General features: G+C 60.8%; 10 protein-coding genes. All 10 read right to left on the bottom strand.

The features are described 5' to 3' along the window. Positions 1–289: 289 nt before the first annotated feature. Complete coding sequence (locus tag VAE57_RS14000; RefSeq protein ID WP_322822488.1) at positions 290–3,421, bottom strand: hypothetical protein; 3,132 nt, start codon at positions 3,419–3,421, stop codon at positions 290–292. A gap of 231 nt (positions 3,422–3,652) precedes the next feature. After that, positions 3,653–4,078, bottom strand: coding sequence for a hypothetical protein (locus VAE57_RS13995; protein WP_322822487.1), 426 nt, complete (start codon positions 4,076–4,078; stop codon positions 3,653–3,655). Positions 4,079–4,086: 8 nt separating this feature from the next. Beyond that, the gene (locus VAE57_RS13990; protein ID WP_322822486.1) at positions 4,087–4,281 is read right to left on the bottom strand and encodes a hypothetical protein; all 195 of its coding nucleotides are present in this window, start codon (positions 4,279–4,281) and stop codon (positions 4,087–4,089) included. Positions 4,282–4,508: 227 nt separating this feature from the next. After that, complete coding sequence (locus VAE57_RS13985; protein WP_322822485.1) at positions 4,509–4,814, bottom strand: DUF2442 domain-containing protein; 306 nt, start codon at positions 4,812–4,814, stop codon at positions 4,509–4,511. Between the two features lie 13 nt (positions 4,815–4,827). Then, positions 4,828–5,058 (bottom strand): DUF4160 domain-containing protein, encoded by a 231-nt coding sequence (locus VAE57_RS18820; RefSeq protein WP_416208461.1) that lies wholly within the window; start codon positions 5,056–5,058, stop codon positions 4,828–4,830. Positions 5,059–6,514: 1,456 nt separating this feature from the next. Further along, positions 6,515–10,588, bottom strand: a complete 4,074-nt coding sequence (locus VAE57_RS13980; RefSeq protein WP_322822484.1) for a CHAT domain-containing protein — start codon at positions 10,586–10,588, stop codon at positions 6,515–6,517. Positions 10,589–11,204: 616 nt separating this feature from the next. Then, a complete protein-coding gene (solA, locus tag VAE57_RS13975) occupies positions 11,205–12,368 on the bottom strand; it encodes an N-methyl-L-tryptophan oxidase (RefSeq protein WP_416208460.1) in 1,164 nt (387 codons plus the stop codon). Between the two features lie 550 nt (positions 12,369–12,918). Further along, positions 12,919–13,143, bottom strand: a complete 225-nt coding sequence (locus VAE57_RS13970) for a hypothetical protein (RefSeq protein WP_322822482.1) — start codon at positions 13,141–13,143, stop codon at positions 12,919–12,921. Positions 13,144–13,206: 63 nt separating this feature from the next. Beyond that, positions 13,207–14,151: an alpha/beta hydrolase gene (locus VAE57_RS13965; protein ID WP_322822481.1), complete on the bottom strand. Its 945-nt coding sequence runs from the start codon at positions 14,149–14,151 to the stop codon at positions 13,207–13,209. Between the two features lie 269 nt (positions 14,152–14,420). Then, positions 14,421–15,593 carry a galactokinase gene (gene galK / locus VAE57_RS13960; protein ID WP_322822480.1) on the bottom strand — a complete coding sequence of 391 codons (1,173 nt, stop codon included), beginning with the start codon at positions 15,591–15,593 and terminating at the stop codon, positions 14,421–14,423. Between the last annotated feature and the right edge of the window lie 147 nt (positions 15,594–15,740).

The raw sequence follows: 15,740 nt of genomic DNA, 5'->3' as shown, positions 1-15,740 counted from the left end.
AGGCAGTTGGGGTGGGGGTGTGTCTCTCCCCTCTCCCGCGCAGTGCGCGGGAGAGGGGCCGGGGGTGAGGGCGTGTTCTGTATGGTACCCGTGCACCGCAATCCTGGCCCCCTCCCGGCCTCCCCCCGCTGGGGGGAGGAGATAAGAGGGTATCCCCGCTGGGGGGAGGAGGTGAGGGTGAACTCTTGCTACCAATGGAGGCAGTTGGGGTGGAGGTGTATCTCTCCCCTCTCCCGCGCACTGCGCGGGAGAGGGGCCGGGGGTGAGGGCGTGCTCTGTTTTGAACTCCTTACTCTTCAACCCACAGTCGGCTGATTTGAACGTGAAGGATGCGCTGATCGTTTTGGCGCGGGTCTTCGGCTGCCGGTATCCATGCCGGGCCGGTGAGGTGTAGCAGGAGAGTGCCACTCGTTGCCGGTGGTAGTTGCGCCGGGTCGAGGGTGAAGCGGATGGTGGTCGGTTGTTGCCCGATGGCGTGGCAGTCCAGTTCAACGAGCGGGGTGGCAGTCGTTGGCCAGAGGGTCGCTTCGACCTGGGCGCTGATGCAGAGGGTGGCCGGGCCGAGATGGGGTGGGCGTAGGCCGCTTGCTACTTCGAGAGCGATGGTTTGGGCTGTGGTGGTTGACCAGGGCAGGCGGATGATCGCTTCGCCGTTGCTCCAACTGTATGCCCAGCCATCGCTGTGCTGTTCGGGGCGGTAGAAGCCGCTAATCTGGGCAGCAAAGGCGGTTGTTGTTAGTGGTGGTTGATCGGTTGCCACCAGTGGTTCGGCGGTCGGATCGAGGCGGTAGATGGTGAACGGTAGTGTCAGGCGCGAGACGTTTTGTGGTTTCTGGTCGGTGAGTTGCTCGAATTCGGCCAGATTAAGTTCCACGCCGGCGATTGGGGTTAGCCGGAAGCCGGGAAAGGCCAGGTTGCCGCCACTGGCACTGAGCATCAGGTAGACGGTACGGCCATCGGCTTGCCAGTGTCTGATCTGATCGGCCAGCAGGTCGGCGTAGGGGGCGGTCGCTACGCTCTTGACGGTAAAGGCGTTGATACCGTGCGCGAAGCGTAGTGGTGTCGCCAGGAGATCGGGGATGTCGCGTGAGTCGCTGTAGACCGGAGCACCACCGCGCAAGAGGACAATATCGCTCTCTGGGGTGAAGTGACGGGCTATAGCCGCTACCTGGCTGAGGGCGCCGGCATATTCGGTGTGGGCAAAGTAGTAACGGCCTGTCCATCCCAAAAAGAGTATCAGCAGTCCGGCGCAGCCAGCCGCGGTCCCCTGGCGCCAGCGGCTGGCGGTTGGGCGGAGTTGCCACGCGCCGGCCAGGGCGGCCAGTGCATACGCGGCGCTCAGGGCGAAGATCGGGTAGGCAATCGGTACGAACCGGCGCAGAATGTAGATGTAGGTCTGTTCAGAGGTGCCGTAGGTCTGGCGCAGGTAGAAGAAGCTGCCGAGGAAGCCGACGGTAAGCATAAGCCAACTGGCGCTGGTCAGGCCGCGCCACCACCAGAGGGCAAAGCCGATGCCGGCCAGGATGACGCCGAGCGGTGAGAGGTACCAGCCAACGCGCACCAGTCCGGCCAGCGGGATTAGTTCCTTCGCCTGTACCGGGGCCGGTTCGCTGGTGAAGGTGGTCGGATCGGCCAGTAGACGTTGCCACCAGCTCATTGAGCTGTATTCCTGGTAGTACAGTACCAACGGCAAGCGGATGGGTGCGCCAACGTACCCTTGCAGGCGTAACCAGTTCAGGGTCTGGTTCGAGAATGGCCCCTGCCACGGCCCGCGACTCGCCGCCAGTTCAGTGCGCAGCGCCGCGGTTGCCGCCAGATCGGGTTCTGCTTCCCACGGTCGCCCCTGCAGGACAACGCCGGCTTGCAGACGAGCTTCGGTGGGGGTCATGACGCCGCTGCGCACATCACCGGCAACCAGCGCCGGATCGCGGGTCAGCGGATCATTCCAGCCACCGCGAGTGTTGAAGAGCAGGTCGGCATCGATGATTTGGGGGCGGATCAGGTAGGCCCAGCCGACAAGGAGCAACAGTGCGATGGCGATGCCGCGCTGCCAGCGTTGGCGGTGCGTGACAATCTGGCGCTCAATCACATTGATTAGCTCACGACGACGGATTACAATCAGTCCGACCACCAGCACGGCAATCACCGCCAGCTCCAGCCAGATGCGCCATGGCTCGTCGAGCGAGCTGAACTTCGAGGTGAAGTAGGCTTCGCGCACCGCCGGCGAGAGAAACGGCAACGCGATGAGTGAGGTGAGGGCAAAATCCTGAAAACGGGCAAAGCCGGTATCGAAGAAATAGGCGCGGGCGATGAAGATGATGTGCAGTGCGGCGTGTGCCAGCATCGCCAGCATTCCCAGGGTGAGCGCCGTCTGTTCGGGTTGCCAGCGGCGACTCAGCCAGCAGTAGCCCAGGTAGAGCATGGCTGGCGCCAGTAAGAAGAAATCAATGCGCGCCAGCGCAACCTGCCCAAACGCAATCCCGGCCAGGGCAGCGTACACGATCCGCGTTGCCGGGGAGAGACCGCGGTCGTGGTATTTCGCGAACAGGTACAGGCCACCCCAGGTCAGCATCTGCGCGGTTGTTTCGGCGGTTGAGTAGCGGGCAAACCAGACCTGCACCGCATTCAGACCGAGCAAGACCATGCCCAGCCAGCCCACCCATGGCCCGGCGAGCCGGCGACCGATCATGCCGACGCTCCATACGCCGAGCAGACCGAGGAGGCCGGTGGCGAAGAGGCCGAAGAGCGGACCGCCGGCAGCGCTCAGCAACCCGATCCAGGCCGGAAAGAGGTGGAACCCCTGCGGTACGATCCGTCCCTGGGCCAGATCACCTTCGTTGATCAGAAAGCCGGCGGCGCGTAAGCGTGACGCGATGTAGCGATCACGGGCCTGGGCAATCATGAAGTTGCTGATCGCCTGGGCTGCCGGCTCGCGAATTGCCGGATCGGTGCTCTGCGCAGCCTGTCCCAGTTCAGCAACGACGGCATCGGTCTGGACAATGCTGCCGGTGCGGGCCATGGCAAAGCCGGTGACCGCGTAGACGCCAGCGTCGCGAACGCCCAGTATCACCTCGAAGGGACGAGCCACCAGCAGGGTGAGTAGCAGCAGGGTCGCGAACCACACCAGCGCGGTAGGAGTCGCAAGCGGTGCCGTTACCCGATGGGTACGACGGAATGCCCACCAGATGAGGAACACGGTGACGGTCAGGGTAAGACCCAGATGGAACCAGAGTGAAAAGATACCCAGACTACCCAACATCAGGGCCAGCCAGCCGCTCCAGAGGGCGCTGATCAGACAGCGTTCAAAATGCAGCTCCAGGCCGTCGTGCCGATCAGATGCGAGCAGCGCCTGGGTGAATGCCCACCCCGGTACGTATATGATCAGCGGTAACAGCAGAATCCCGACAACAATGTGTTCCATAGCGCTTCCCGGCAATCAGTGCCGGGCGCGATTATAGCACAGTGTAGCGATGGTGATGAATGGGTTGAGGGGGGGCGAAGGATGAGATGCGGTACCTGTTCTGCCTGCTGATGATTGCAGTGATCCGGATTCAGCGCGGCAAGCGCTCTCTACCAGACAGCGGACGGTACATCAGAGTATGGCAACGCTGCTACCGGTAAAGGTACCGTCGCGGCTACCAATTCGTCCTCATCACTGCCATACGATAGCCAGGATAACCGCAATCACACAGGCGATGCCGCCCAGAAACAGCACCTGCGCAACCTGCAGCAAGGTGGCCTTGCGTCTGAGCAGATGATCATACGCCCGCCGCATAGCGGTCAGATTGTCCTCCTGATAGGCGATCCGGCGGGGGAGCAGGACCAGCATCGCCGCCACCAGGGAGGCAAAAAAGATACACACCCCGGCGCTGCCGGCCCAGCGCACGACCGGCAATTGCAAATAGGTCGGCTGATCGCTCAAAGCCAGCACCGCGAACAGCACCCCGTACAACCCGCTAATCACCTGCATCATCGTCTGCGCCCCGGCTTCCAGGCGCTCGACATTCCCGCGTTCCTGGGCCGCAAACCACTCGCGCAGCTCGCGATCCCTTTCTGTTTCCGGTCCAATGAGCTGCATAAGCGGCCTCACTTTTTCGGTACCCGAATGCGCATCCGATGGTCGCAATCCCGGTTCTTACAGCGCACGCTAAACTCTAGTGTGTCAACTGTCTCTTGCCGATAAATGATTTTCTGCCCTTTCTGCAACAACTCATCGCGGGTCCAGATGTTGGTGTAGCCGCACTTCGGGCAATTGTAGTGTACGCTATCGTTATCGCTCATTGTCAGTTCCCTGGTTCAATGTGATTGATGTGGTATATGGTACTGCACGTTGGGCGAGTCCGGCAAGAGATATTATCACCGCAGAGACGCAGAGGGCGGGTAGGATCACCACAGAGACACAGAGGACACAGAGGCCACAGCGGATAGGTGTACCCCAGATTGCTACTGTAAGGTATGATGTAGCACGTCCGGTAGAGCACGTATCCGTTGCCGCCAGGGTTGGGTGATTACCCAACCTTCGCCATTGTTGTCGCCCAGCGCTCTGCCATTCGCTTCATCTCATCCGCATACGTCGGCCACTCATGCAACGTCTCTGGGTTAAAATCCGCCCCATTTGGCCACACCAATGTGTGTATCTCTGCGTCTATGCTCACTTGCTTGAACAATTCTTCGTCCTGCAACGCGCCGTACACCGGCCCTTCCAGCACCGGCTTGAAATTGATCTCTCGAACCATTCCATCGTCAAACGTGATGCGCAGTGTGTATGGGCCAGTGATTTCACATCCAACCACCCGGTAGATTGCATGTTCCATCTCGCTCACCCCTTTAGCGCAGCGGTGCTATCTTGTATGCTACCTGTCCTGCTTGCAATCGCTCCCAATTCTCTTTCAGTTCGCCCTGGTGTAATTCCGCCCACGCTTCCACAAGTCGTTGTTCTTGACGCGGCAACTCACCACTTATCATCTCTATTGGGTCAATGCTGTGTACCGCAGCATGGTTCTGGTAATACACGTGGAAGTGCGGAACGTGATGGAGTACACCTGGCTTCGTGTACATTGCGGAATGATAGTACCGAAGAAGCGAGCAAGCTTAGGCAAGATAACATTCCACAATCGTAATTATTGTACTTTAAAGTTCACGCCACACAATATTATGATCAGGTTAACGATGCCGTTGTATCGGCTTCTATCCGGCAACCATCCGCCTAACCATTAAAATCTGGCATCTGCCCGAAATGAGCTACAAAGGCCAACGATTACCTCTCCTTTGCACTGTGTGATGCTCTATGCCATCTTGGGGGTGTGGGGCAAGATCATACGTTGCTCTGTAGTATACATGAAGTGGTCCAAACCTTTGCGGGTAGAGCCTGGAGCAATCGCCTGTGAAATATATGATAATCCAAGTTGCTACCTTACGTCACCACAGCGGTGCAGGGCGTTGAGCGCGACGGGGGGGAGGGGTGGAACACGGATGGACGCGGGTTAGGTGGATGCAGGCGGATAGATCGTCACCCAAGGTGCTCCCTTATATCACCACAGAGACACAGAGGACACAGAGGATGGGGAGAAACCAGGTTGCTGCCGTGAGACGCAACGTCACACGTCCATGGGAACAGGCTGCTCACCACGTTGCTTGTGCGATTACGCCATACGGTGTTACAGGCAATGTCGTGCTGGTCATCCTGGCAGTCAGTCTCCGTAGCTTGTCACAGTGTAGGTGGCAACTTGGGTTATGATACTCGCTACCTGACAAAGGATGGCAGGTGTGGACGACCTGTCGCTTGCAACCATCGAGCGTATTGAACCTCAGATGCGCTGGGGTTGAGATAGGGCTTTTTGCGCAGACCTCGGTGTCGCGTGCGTAACGATACCTGGATCACATGCGTCCGAGCACGCTGCCATCCTGTACCATAATGTCCCTGAATGTGCTCACACACGAGCAAACCGCCTGGCCTGAGACAGTAGAATCTGTTTCAAACAACATTGAGAAGTTATTTCATCAATGACTGACAGACTCTACGATTGTGACCAGCACAAACGGCATTTTCGTGACCAGCCGGGTCAACGGTGGGCCACGCGCCGGATCGTGAGTACGGCTGGTGCGACAGCATGGCTGTCACACGCCAAACGGTGCAACACGGGTACGACGGGCGGGTAAGGCAATTCATTACGTGGTCGACACCAGTTATGGGTAATGGATGGGGGGCGGGAGAGGGGAGAGCAGACGTTTGATCCAGGGCTTCCTGATAGGGTAGACGTTGGGTTCGATCATCTGTCCTGGCCGTCCGTGAATGCCGCCAGGGGCGGGAGCTTGCTCCTGGCTCCTCCCTCCATCAATGGTACCGGCACCATGCGCGCTGGAGGCGCACGCTCCCAGCTCCCGGCTGGGGAGCACGCCCGTCATCACTCCGCCGACCCGCTCCGGCACGCGGGTAATGCAGTATGCGAGTTATGGGTCATACATAGCCCCAGCGGAGGGAAGCCAGAAGGATGGTGAGATGAGGAGCCGGCAATTAATCCCCGCGCATCTGTTGCACAACACTCCGGTACGGCTCTGCCAGCTCATCAACGTTAACGGGTTTACCGGTCAGCCAGCCGGCCAGCGTGCGTAATACTGCTGCTGCCTTCAGCCACGGTGAGCCTTCGGCTTCACCCGCAGCCGCCTGATCTGCGGCCTGTTCGAGTACCTGGACAAACGCAGTGCGTTGTTCATGGGCGTGATCCTGGTTCAGCAAAGCCATTGCCCCGATCAGCAGCGGCGTAACCTGGAGCAGCACCTGCACTTCGGCCCGCTGCGCCGGTGGCAACTGCTCAAGCTGTGCTGCCAGGGTTGCGGCGGCTGTCATCATCCGGTTGTCAGCCATCGGCGAAGCAGATGTGTCTACCGGTTCTCCGGCCACATCTCGTTCCATGCGCTCCAAAACATCTACCCACTGCTCCGGCAACGTCGCCTGCATCTGAGCCGCCCGTTCCGCCATTCCCGGCGCATCGCGCAACCGCAACTGTAACACCCCCAGAAAATCCCTGGCACCGGGGATGGGCAGAGAAGGGGCAGCGCGTAGCTCGGCCAGATCGTTGGCCAGCTCTTCGCGTTGCGCCGGTGATCCTTCGCGCATGGTGCGGACGTACAGATGACAAATCCGGTTAATCAACGCCACCAACTGCGCCTCGTCGCCATTACCGTTGCGCCAGGCCATAATCGCCTCAACCAGCGTCGGTTCCGGCAGTCCGGCCAGGTGTCGCCGCAGCGCTTCCAGGGTTGCCCGGTCTTGGGCCAGGTCGGGATGACCGGTACGTTCGTCAAGTGCCACAACCTCTTCCAGCAACGGGATCGCTACCGCTACCTCGCCCTGGTTGACGTAACACATGGCCAGGTTGTAGAGCGCAACACTCAAACTGATCAGACTCTGCCGGTCGTCGCCGGCGGTACGGAAGGCGGCCACTGCGTCTTCCCGGGCCTGGCGTTCGGTGGCCCGGTCGCTGAGCAGTTCGCCGAGGTTGCCGATCCCGGCCAGGGCATCACCCTGTTCGGCTGCCGTACCCTGCGCCAGCAGCGGGGGCGCGGCGGCCAGCAGATGGGAAGCTGCGTCCGCCGTACCGTCTAGCGCCGCCAGCAGGGCATCCCGCACTGCGGGCCAGGGCGCAGCCGGCGGCAATTGGGTCAGGGCTGCGCGGACTTGATCGGGATGTATCTGCTCACCGCGAGCCTGCACCACCATGGCAATCAGCATGCCGAGGAGACGGGCCGGGGTCACACTGACCGCCGCTGCTGATCCACCAGCTCCACCAGCCTGAGTGCAGGCGGCTTCCATCAAGGCAATAATCTCACGGGCTTTGGCCGCATCGGGTGCCGCCCCGATTCGTTCCAGGGTCTGGAGTGCAGCGTATGCCTGCTGAAGCGCCTGCTGGTGATCGCCGCGCATGAACATGATCTGAGCCATCATCAGCAAGGTGGCACTTTTGCCGTGGACATCGCCCAGGCGGTCGTTGAGGTCGAGTGATTGCTGATAGAGGGCGAGGGCCTGGTCGAGGTCGCCGCGGGTGACCAGCACATCGGCCTGCTGGTGGTAGACCCGACTGCGCAGGGCTTCGTCAGTCTGGGCCAGTGGTGTGGCGAGGTCGATCATGCGTTGGGCCGTCGCCAGATCACCCATGCGGGCAAAGACGCAGGCTGCTTGCCAGTAGGTCCAGCCACGATCCGCATCGGTCAGCGCAGGCAGCGCTGCAGCAAGGTCGGGCAGGAAAAACTGTATCTCTTGGGCAAGATCAGGATCGGCGTTGATACCCTGCCGGGGATCATATGCTCGTGCAACCAGCACGTCCGCCCAACGGGCGTAACGCTGGCGGGCTTCGTGCATATCAAGCGTCTGCTTGGCCTCGCGCCGCTGCGCTTCCCGGCGCAGGAAGCCGGCGATTACCGGTTGCAGGCTGTACGCCTGCGCCCGGTTGTGGGCCGGATCGTAGCCGATACCTTGCAGTAATGAGTTCTGTTGTAATGCTTCCAGTTGCCGGTGGGCGGATCCAATCTGCCACTGCTGCTCGTCCTCTAGTCCCCAGACCACGGCTGCGTGCAGCGGGGTGATGATCGGGTTGGCGATGATGGTCAGGGTCAGCAGCGCCTCTTGCAGCTCGTTGGGCAGGGCATGCAGCGATAGGCGGATGTTGATCTCGACCGAGGTTTGCTGGTACATCGGTGCTGCCGGATCGCGGGCCTGGACCAGTTCGTGATCGAGGTTGTTGAGGAAGGTGTCTTCATCGTCTTGCCCGCGATCCCAGCGTGTGATTGCCAGTTGCATCGCCAGCGGATGGTAATCCACGGCTGCGGCCAGACGGTTCAGGAATGTTTCACTTGGGTTACGCAGGCTGATCAGGCGGCGCATGAATTCCTCACTGGCCCTGGAGCTAAGACCAGGCAACTGGCCCGACTCGACCGATGGGAAGCACACCTCGCCAGGCACGCCCACCGGCGATTGGCGGCTGGTGAAGAGCATAGACACGCCGCTGTCGGCCAGCCGGCGCACCAGGCGTTGCACCGCCGTCGCTTCGTCCTGTTGGGCGGCGCTGAAGACATCGGCACTCGCATCGGGTTCGGTCTCGCGCCCCAACCGCCAGAGCACCGTTTCGTAGTTGTCCCAGATCAACAGTAAGCGCCGCCGCCGTTGCAGATGTTCGACCAGGATGTTCTCCTGTGCCCGTTCATCAGCCGGCCAGACACTGCTATCCTCGACCCGGATACCGAGCAGGCTGGCCAGTTGCCGGCGGACATCGGCAGCGTTGAGACCGGCCTGCTCACCGGGGAGTACCAGACTCAGCGCGACGATGCCGTCGCTGAAGACGAAGCGCAGACGGTGGGCCAGGGCCGCGACCAGCGCCGTCTTGCCAATGCCGCCGGGGCCACGAATGGTGACAATCTTTTTCTGATCGTGAACGAACAGCGATGCCAGCTCCCACAATTCGCGCTCGCGCCCGACAAAGCGCCCGGCCTGATAGTCAGGTGCGCTGAGGGCTGTCAGTACAGGGAGTGGTGGTTCGATTGGCGGTAGCGATGAGGTCGGTGCCGGGGGGCATTGCGGCCATTGGTAGCCCTGGGCCAGGTAGATCACCGGCATGGCCCACTGCTGCGGTTGATCATGCAGATGGTTCCTGAGCTGAAGCCGTGCCCGGTAGAGGGCCTGGGCCGGATGCATAGTAGCGGCCAGGTAACGGTAAAAGGTGCAGGCAACCGGTGCCGCGGCCTCATCGATGACCAGATACTGATTGCCCACCACCACCGGAATCCCGTGCTGCACCAGGGTCAGCGCCAGATTGGCCCCCGGTTCGACGCTATCGGCGGTGCGGCAGGCATTGAGAAAAGCCAGCATGACCATACCACGCAGATGGTCGGCCAGATCGGAGGCCGGTTGCAGATCGAGTTTGCCGGCACCGTCGTCGAAACACAGCATTGGTATGCCGTTCACGACACTGCCATGCCCGACGAAGTGGAACAGGATCGGCTCGGTTGTTGCCAGCTCATCAATCAGTGCGGCACGGGTGGGCGCGATCCGCTGCCAGCGAAAGGGCACCGGCGGCTGGCGCTGCTGTAAATCGGCGCACAATGTGTCGAGTTCCCAGGCAACCTTTAATCGCGGCACCGGCTTCAATTCGCAAAACTTCCTCTGGGCATCGTACTGTTCTCCCAGCAGCGGGTCACTACCCATCACCACCAGACGCCAGAGTTGCGCGGTAGGTGGTGGAGGTAGGGCATGCGTAGCCGGTACTTCGCGTACCAGCAGGTAGCGGAAGATCAGAAACTCATTTCCGTCGTGAAGAAATTCCCACGGAATCACCGCTAGCTCAGCGTCGTCGGTCTGGATCGCGACCATGCTGTTGAGGTTTGGTGCGAGCGGGATGCGGGCCAGGTGTTCTTGCAATTCCTGACCACCGAGGGCGGCCATGAGACATCGACCGTATTCAACCGAATCGCACTTACTGGTAAATGGCTGGTTCTCGCGCAGGGCTGCCGGTTCAAACAATGCGAGTCGCTGTCCGGCAACGGATACTTCGGCGCGGTCGGCGGCAATGCGACGAAGGGTAATCGTGAGCGGCATTGATTCCTCGCTGTTTGGTTCGATTGGAATGTGTTTACATTCATTATATCAATCGCTGTGGTGTATGCAAGGGAAAGTGGTGATGTGGGGGTGATGGGTGGGGGTGGGTTTCGAGGCTGGGTGTCGGCTAACCAGCTTACAGTTGATTAGAGTAAGGCCGGTCTGCAAGGATTTGGCCTGCGCTTCATCTATACGTGGGACGAGAGGAGGGTATGGGTTTATCATCGTAGAAGGTAAGCCGGCTACTGACAGACAGCTTCTTCTCCATACTGTGCCTCTGCTTGAACCGCATTCTATTCTGTTACGCATATCGACACGGGCTTCGGTATAACGTATCTCGTTGCCTGTTTCAAAGGATGTTCATTGCTGCTCTTCGTCCGGGCGTTGGATGAAATTCATTCCGTCCAACGCTGCGAGACACCTGCCTTTGGCGACGGCGCTCTCCCTCCCTCCGTCCATGAGACCGTAGGGGCAGGTTGTGCACCCGCCCCTACTTCAGGGGGCGACGAGGGGCGACGCATGCGTCGCCCCTACTGGATGATACACCGCTGGACGTCCGTAGGGGCACGGCATACCATGTCCCTACGCAGGTTCTCCGCCTCGTCAAGCCCAGCCCTCACTCCGCACGCTGCGCTTGAAACCGCAGTGGATCGAACAGTCGGATCGGGTGGCGGGTGGTGCCATCGATGGCGAGGTCGGTCAGGATTTCACCCATTACGCTGGCGAACTTGAAGCCATGTCCAGAACACGGCGAGGCGATGACGACGTTGGGGTATTGCGGGTGTAAACCGACGATGAAGTGCTGATCGGGGGTGGTGGTGTACATACAGACCACCGCAGCCAGGTGGTCGCCGTTCAGCGCCGGGATGCGGTCGGCGATGGCGGTACGCATGGCCGCGATCTCTGCCGGATGTACGACCCGATCAACCGTATCGGGATCGCACGGTTCACCGGCGCGGAAGAGGGCTACCTTGACGCCACCGGGTGGCCCTTCCTGGTGGGGAAAACCGTAGAACTGGGTGCCGTCCTCTGTCTCCCAGATGTAGATCGGGAAGCGGTCGGGCAGAAATGGCTCCAGGCCACCTGTGGGGGCGAACCAGTGCAGGGTCTGGCGTTCGACCACCAGGGGCAGGCCGAGGTCGGCCAGGAGCCGCGGTGCCCAGGGGCCGGGTGTGATGATCAGGTGTTCGGCGACGTAGCGGCCACGCGAGGTTGTGACGGTCACGCCGGCGGTGTCGGCTTCCCAGGTCAGCACCGGCTCTTCAGCGTGTATCTCGGCGCCGAGCGCCGATGCGCATTGCAGGTGCGCGGTGACGCTGGCTTCCGGGCAGAGGAAGCCGGCCTGGTGTTCGTAGAGCGCAATGGTGCCCTCGGTCGGTTGTAGCGCCGGGAAGCGGCGCCGAATTGCAGCAGCGTCGAGTAACTCATACTCCAGCCCGTGTTCCTGGGCGCTGCGGAGCGCTCCGGCAACGGTGTGGCTTTCAGGGGGGCCGATCATCAAGCCGCCGGTGATGGTCAACAGGTGTGTACCGCTATCGTGTTCAATCTGCCGCCATAGCTCGTAGGCGCACAAAAGTAACGGCACGTAGGCTGGGTCTTCAAAATATGCCTGGCGAATGATGCGGGATCGCCCGTGGCTGGAGCCGAGAGTGTGGGCAAGGGTGTGGCGCTCGATACCGAGGACGCGCTGCCCGCGCCGGGCGGCGTGATACGCTGCCGCGCTCCCCATTCCGCCGAGGCCGATAATGATGATGTCGTAACTCGGTTTCATACCGTGCATTGTACCACACACGGAGGGCAGGGATGGTGGGTGAGCAGTTTGTTCCCCGCCACCAGTGCTGCAAGCTGCAGGCAGGGGTGAGGCGTCAGTATGGAGTGCGGCAGCCGTGCTGCCGCGCCAGCCGTGCTTTCTCTAACTAGCCGTGGGGTAGTGCCAGCTTACAACTTGCTGATGTTCAGTATCTGCGAGTATGCATGATCGTCACATCAAATCTGGATCGATACTGTTCATTATCGTCGAGGATACTATCTGGTCATTCGCTCCACGTCGTACCCGTTACCATCAGGCTTACCGCTCCGACACCCCCCTGACCGTGAGCGTGCCAGGTGCGGCAGTATGGCTGCCGCACTCCAAACGTTGCGCTACGGAATCCTGGAGGGAATATGCTGAAACCTCCACCTTACCGGCGTGCAGCGCGGAGGTGAAACCACAGCGCACGCCGACGATGGTTGAGCGAGGATCAGGTGTGCGCCCTGATTCTGGACGTTGTCGGTGATCCCTCTCCCTCCTACGGGCCGTCGAACACCAGGTGGCCTATGCTATGGCTGGTTTATGATGGGCGTGGGGCGATGCTGGTCACCACCCCTATCACATAGCTTACCAGCACCTGATCGCCAGGCTGGGGATCGGGATAGACGCTCTCAGTCCCGATCCGGGCGCGGATCGGTTGCGTTTCACCGGTGTGATGGAAGGTTACGTCGTAGAAGATTGTGCCGTGAATATCAACCCGCTGCACGCTCAGCAGTACTGCGTCACGAGTGCCGGACAGGATCATTGCGGTTTCCTCTCTGTAGCAATGAACGATCTTTGATTACCCTGCACTGTATTGGCTGTGGTTCTACAGGGTGCTTGCCGGTGCCTGGGCGCTTATCTCCTGGGCGAAACGCCGGATGAAGGCGGCAACCTGGCGTGGCCGTTGCTGTTGTGGCATATGGCCGCAGCCCGGCAAGAGCAGCAGGCGCGGGTTGGGCAGATTGGCGCAGAAGAACTCGCGTGATTCGGGCGGCAGGAAGCGGTCGGCCTCGCCCCAGATTAGCGCCGTCGGCACCTGAAGCGCTTGCAGGTCGGCGGGGCGCAGCATCGCTTGTTCGTCGAGATGGGCGATGAATTGGGTCACCGGGTCACGGCGAAAGAGTGAGCGCAGGCCGTGGCCGGCCAGGTAGAGCGGCAGCGGTGGCCGGCCATACATCTGGCGCAGAGCCTGCCGTACCGTGCGGGCATCGGCCAGCTCGATGGTGTGCAGAAACGGCTCCCACGACTCACGTCCACGCAAGATTGCGCCCCCCGGCGCGAGCAGCACCAGTCCAACCACCAGTTCTGGTGTGGTCAGCGCGACCCGAATGGAAATCCAACCCCCCATCGAGTTGCCGACCAGTAACGCCGGTCGTCCGATTACCTCGCGAATAAACGCCTGCACCAGTGCCACCTGCTGCTCGATAGTGGCGTAGCGCTGACCGGGTGGAAACCCACTCAGCCCAAACCCGGCCAGATCGAGCGCGTACACCGGCCCAATCGTAGTCAGTTGCGGCATCACAAACGACCAGGTCTGGGCGCGGTCGGCGATCCCGTGCAACAGCAGCACCGGCAGATCGCCCGCCCCACGGGCCGGCATAGCGTAGTAGTGAGCACGAATCCCGTTCAGACAACGCTCCTGGCTGGTTGCCCCCATGCGCAGCAGTGCGCGATGGCTCAACCCGTACACCAACGGCAGCGAAACGGTTGACAGTGGCGCAAAGATGCGACCCAGCATACGCTCCTCCCAAAGGGTACTCACGATCTCCATAGTCGCCTCGTGTCCAGCCTTATCCCGCCGGCACCGGCGCGAGCACCCCCCTGATAGGGATAAACGGATGGATGGTTGACGATTTGCCGGTCGGCGATACGATATTTCCGCTATAGACTACGCTCCGGCAGGCAGGGCGGTCGTGCAATTGGCGAGAGTGGGTCAGCGCTGAATCGCACCTGCCTGCACCGTGGCGATTCCGCACAACCGGCGGATGCACGACCTGCCGGCTGTTGTCCGGGCAGGTGAACCGTCCGAGGTGCGAGACCCTACTCCTCTTCGCTGGCGTAGACACACGATACCCCGGCGCCGGCAGTGCAAACCAGCGGTTGTAGTTTGCGTCCGGTACGAGTGGCATAGCCGTCTACCATCGCCGCCACGAAGGCATCAACGTGATCGGCGGCCACCAGCGACACGGTGCTACCACCGAAGCCACCACCGGTCATGCGACTGCCGAAGCAACCCGGTGCGGCCAGAGCCAGCTCGACGAGCGTATCGAGTTCGCGCACACTCACCCGATAGTCATCGCGCAGACTCACGTGCGAAGCGACCATCAACTGCCCCATCTTCACCAGATCACCGGCAGCCAGCGCCTCGGCAGCCGCCAGCGTGCGTTCATTTTCGCTCACCACATGGCGGGCCAGCGGCAGCAAATCGGGCGGCAACAGGTGACCGTACATAGCCAGATCGCTCGAACGCACATCACGCAGCGCCTGAATCTTCCCCAGTGCCGGCTTGAGCAGGCGCACCGCTTCTTCACAACCGGCGCGGCGCTGATTGTACTCCGAACCGGCCAGGCGATGACGGACACCGCTATCGCACACCACCACCCGCGCTTCAGCGGGAATCGGCACCGGACGATAACTCAGGTCGCGGCAATCGATCAACAGTGCATGACCGGCTTCACCCAGGGCAGCGATCAACTGATCCATAATTCCACACTTGACCCCAACAAACGTATGCTCTGCGCCCTGCGCAACCAGCGCCAGCTCCTCACCGAGTAGATTGATATTGTTCAGCAGTTGAAATGTATACCCAACCGCTACCTCCAGGGCCGCCGACGACGAGAGGCCACTCCCTGCCGGGACATCGCTATCGATCATCAAATCGGCACCGCGTAGCGGCAAATCACGTGCCAGTAACCCTTTCGCTACACCGCGAATATAATTCACCCACTGTCGGCGCTCATCGTGCACGATCTGCTGTAGATCGAACTGATCCTCTTCGCGGAACTTTATACTAAACACCCGCACAATCTGATCGTTGCGTGGCCGGGCCGCCACATAGGTAGCGCGATCCAGCGCCATCGGGAAGACGAACCCATCGTTGTAATCGGTATGCTCGCCGATCAAGTTCACCCGACCAGGTGCACGGGCAATGCGGGTTGGTGGCTGACCGAAGTACTGCTCAAATGCGACGTACAGCTTAGATAATTCGTACATAACCTTACTCCAGCGGGGACACCCCGCGAGTGATACGACCGCTTTGTGTTGTCTTGCGTACTATATCACTTTTTGAGGAGATAGGAGATAGGAAATAGGAGATAGGGGGAGAGGGTAGGGAGTAGGAACGAGGAGCGAGGAGATAGG

Source organism: Chloroflexus sp. (genome assembly GCF_034434295.1).
GTDB lineage: Bacteria > Chloroflexota > Chloroflexia > Chloroflexales > Chloroflexaceae > Chloroflexus.
Note: the sequence above shows the minus strand (reverse complement) of the source record. Positions and strands in the feature narration are given on the sequence as shown.

Excerpts from the sequence above, each read along its gene's own strand:
- VAE57_RS13970 (WP_322822482.1), bottom strand. The coding sequence starts at position 13,143 with ATGATCCTGTCCGGCACTCGTGACGCAGTACTGCTGAGCGTGCAGCGG.
- galK (WP_322822480.1), bottom strand. The coding sequence starts at position 15,593 with ATGTACGAATTATCTAAGCTGTACGTCGCATTTGAGCAGTACTTCGGT.
- VAE57_RS13965 (WP_322822481.1), bottom strand. The coding sequence starts at position 14,151 with ATGGAGATCGTGAGTACCCTTTGGGAGGAGCGTATGCTGGGTCGCATC.
- VAE57_RS13985 (WP_322822485.1), bottom strand. The coding sequence starts at position 4,814 with ATGGAACATGCAATCTACCGGGTGGTTGGATGTGAAATCACTGGCCCA.
- VAE57_RS13980 (WP_322822484.1), bottom strand. The coding sequence starts at position 10,588 with ATGCCGCTCACGATTACCCTTCGTCGCATTGCCGCCGACCGCGCCGAA.
- VAE57_RS18820 (WP_416208461.1), bottom strand. The coding sequence starts at position 5,058 with ATGTACACGAAGCCAGGTGTACTCCATCACGTTCCGCACTTCCACGTG.
- VAE57_RS13995 (WP_322822487.1), bottom strand. The coding sequence starts at position 4,078 with ATGCAGCTCATTGGACCGGAAACAGAAAGGGATCGCGAGCTGCGCGAG.
- VAE57_RS13990 (WP_322822486.1), bottom strand. The coding sequence starts at position 4,281 with ATGAGCGATAACGATAGCGTACACTACAATTGCCCGAAGTGCGGCTAC.
- VAE57_RS14000 (WP_322822488.1), bottom strand. The coding sequence starts at position 3,421 with ATGGAACACATTGTTGTCGGGATTCTGCTGTTACCGCTGATCATATAC.
- solA (WP_416208460.1), bottom strand. The coding sequence starts at position 12,368 with ATGCACGGTATGAAACCGAGTTACGACATCATCATTATCGGCCTCGGC.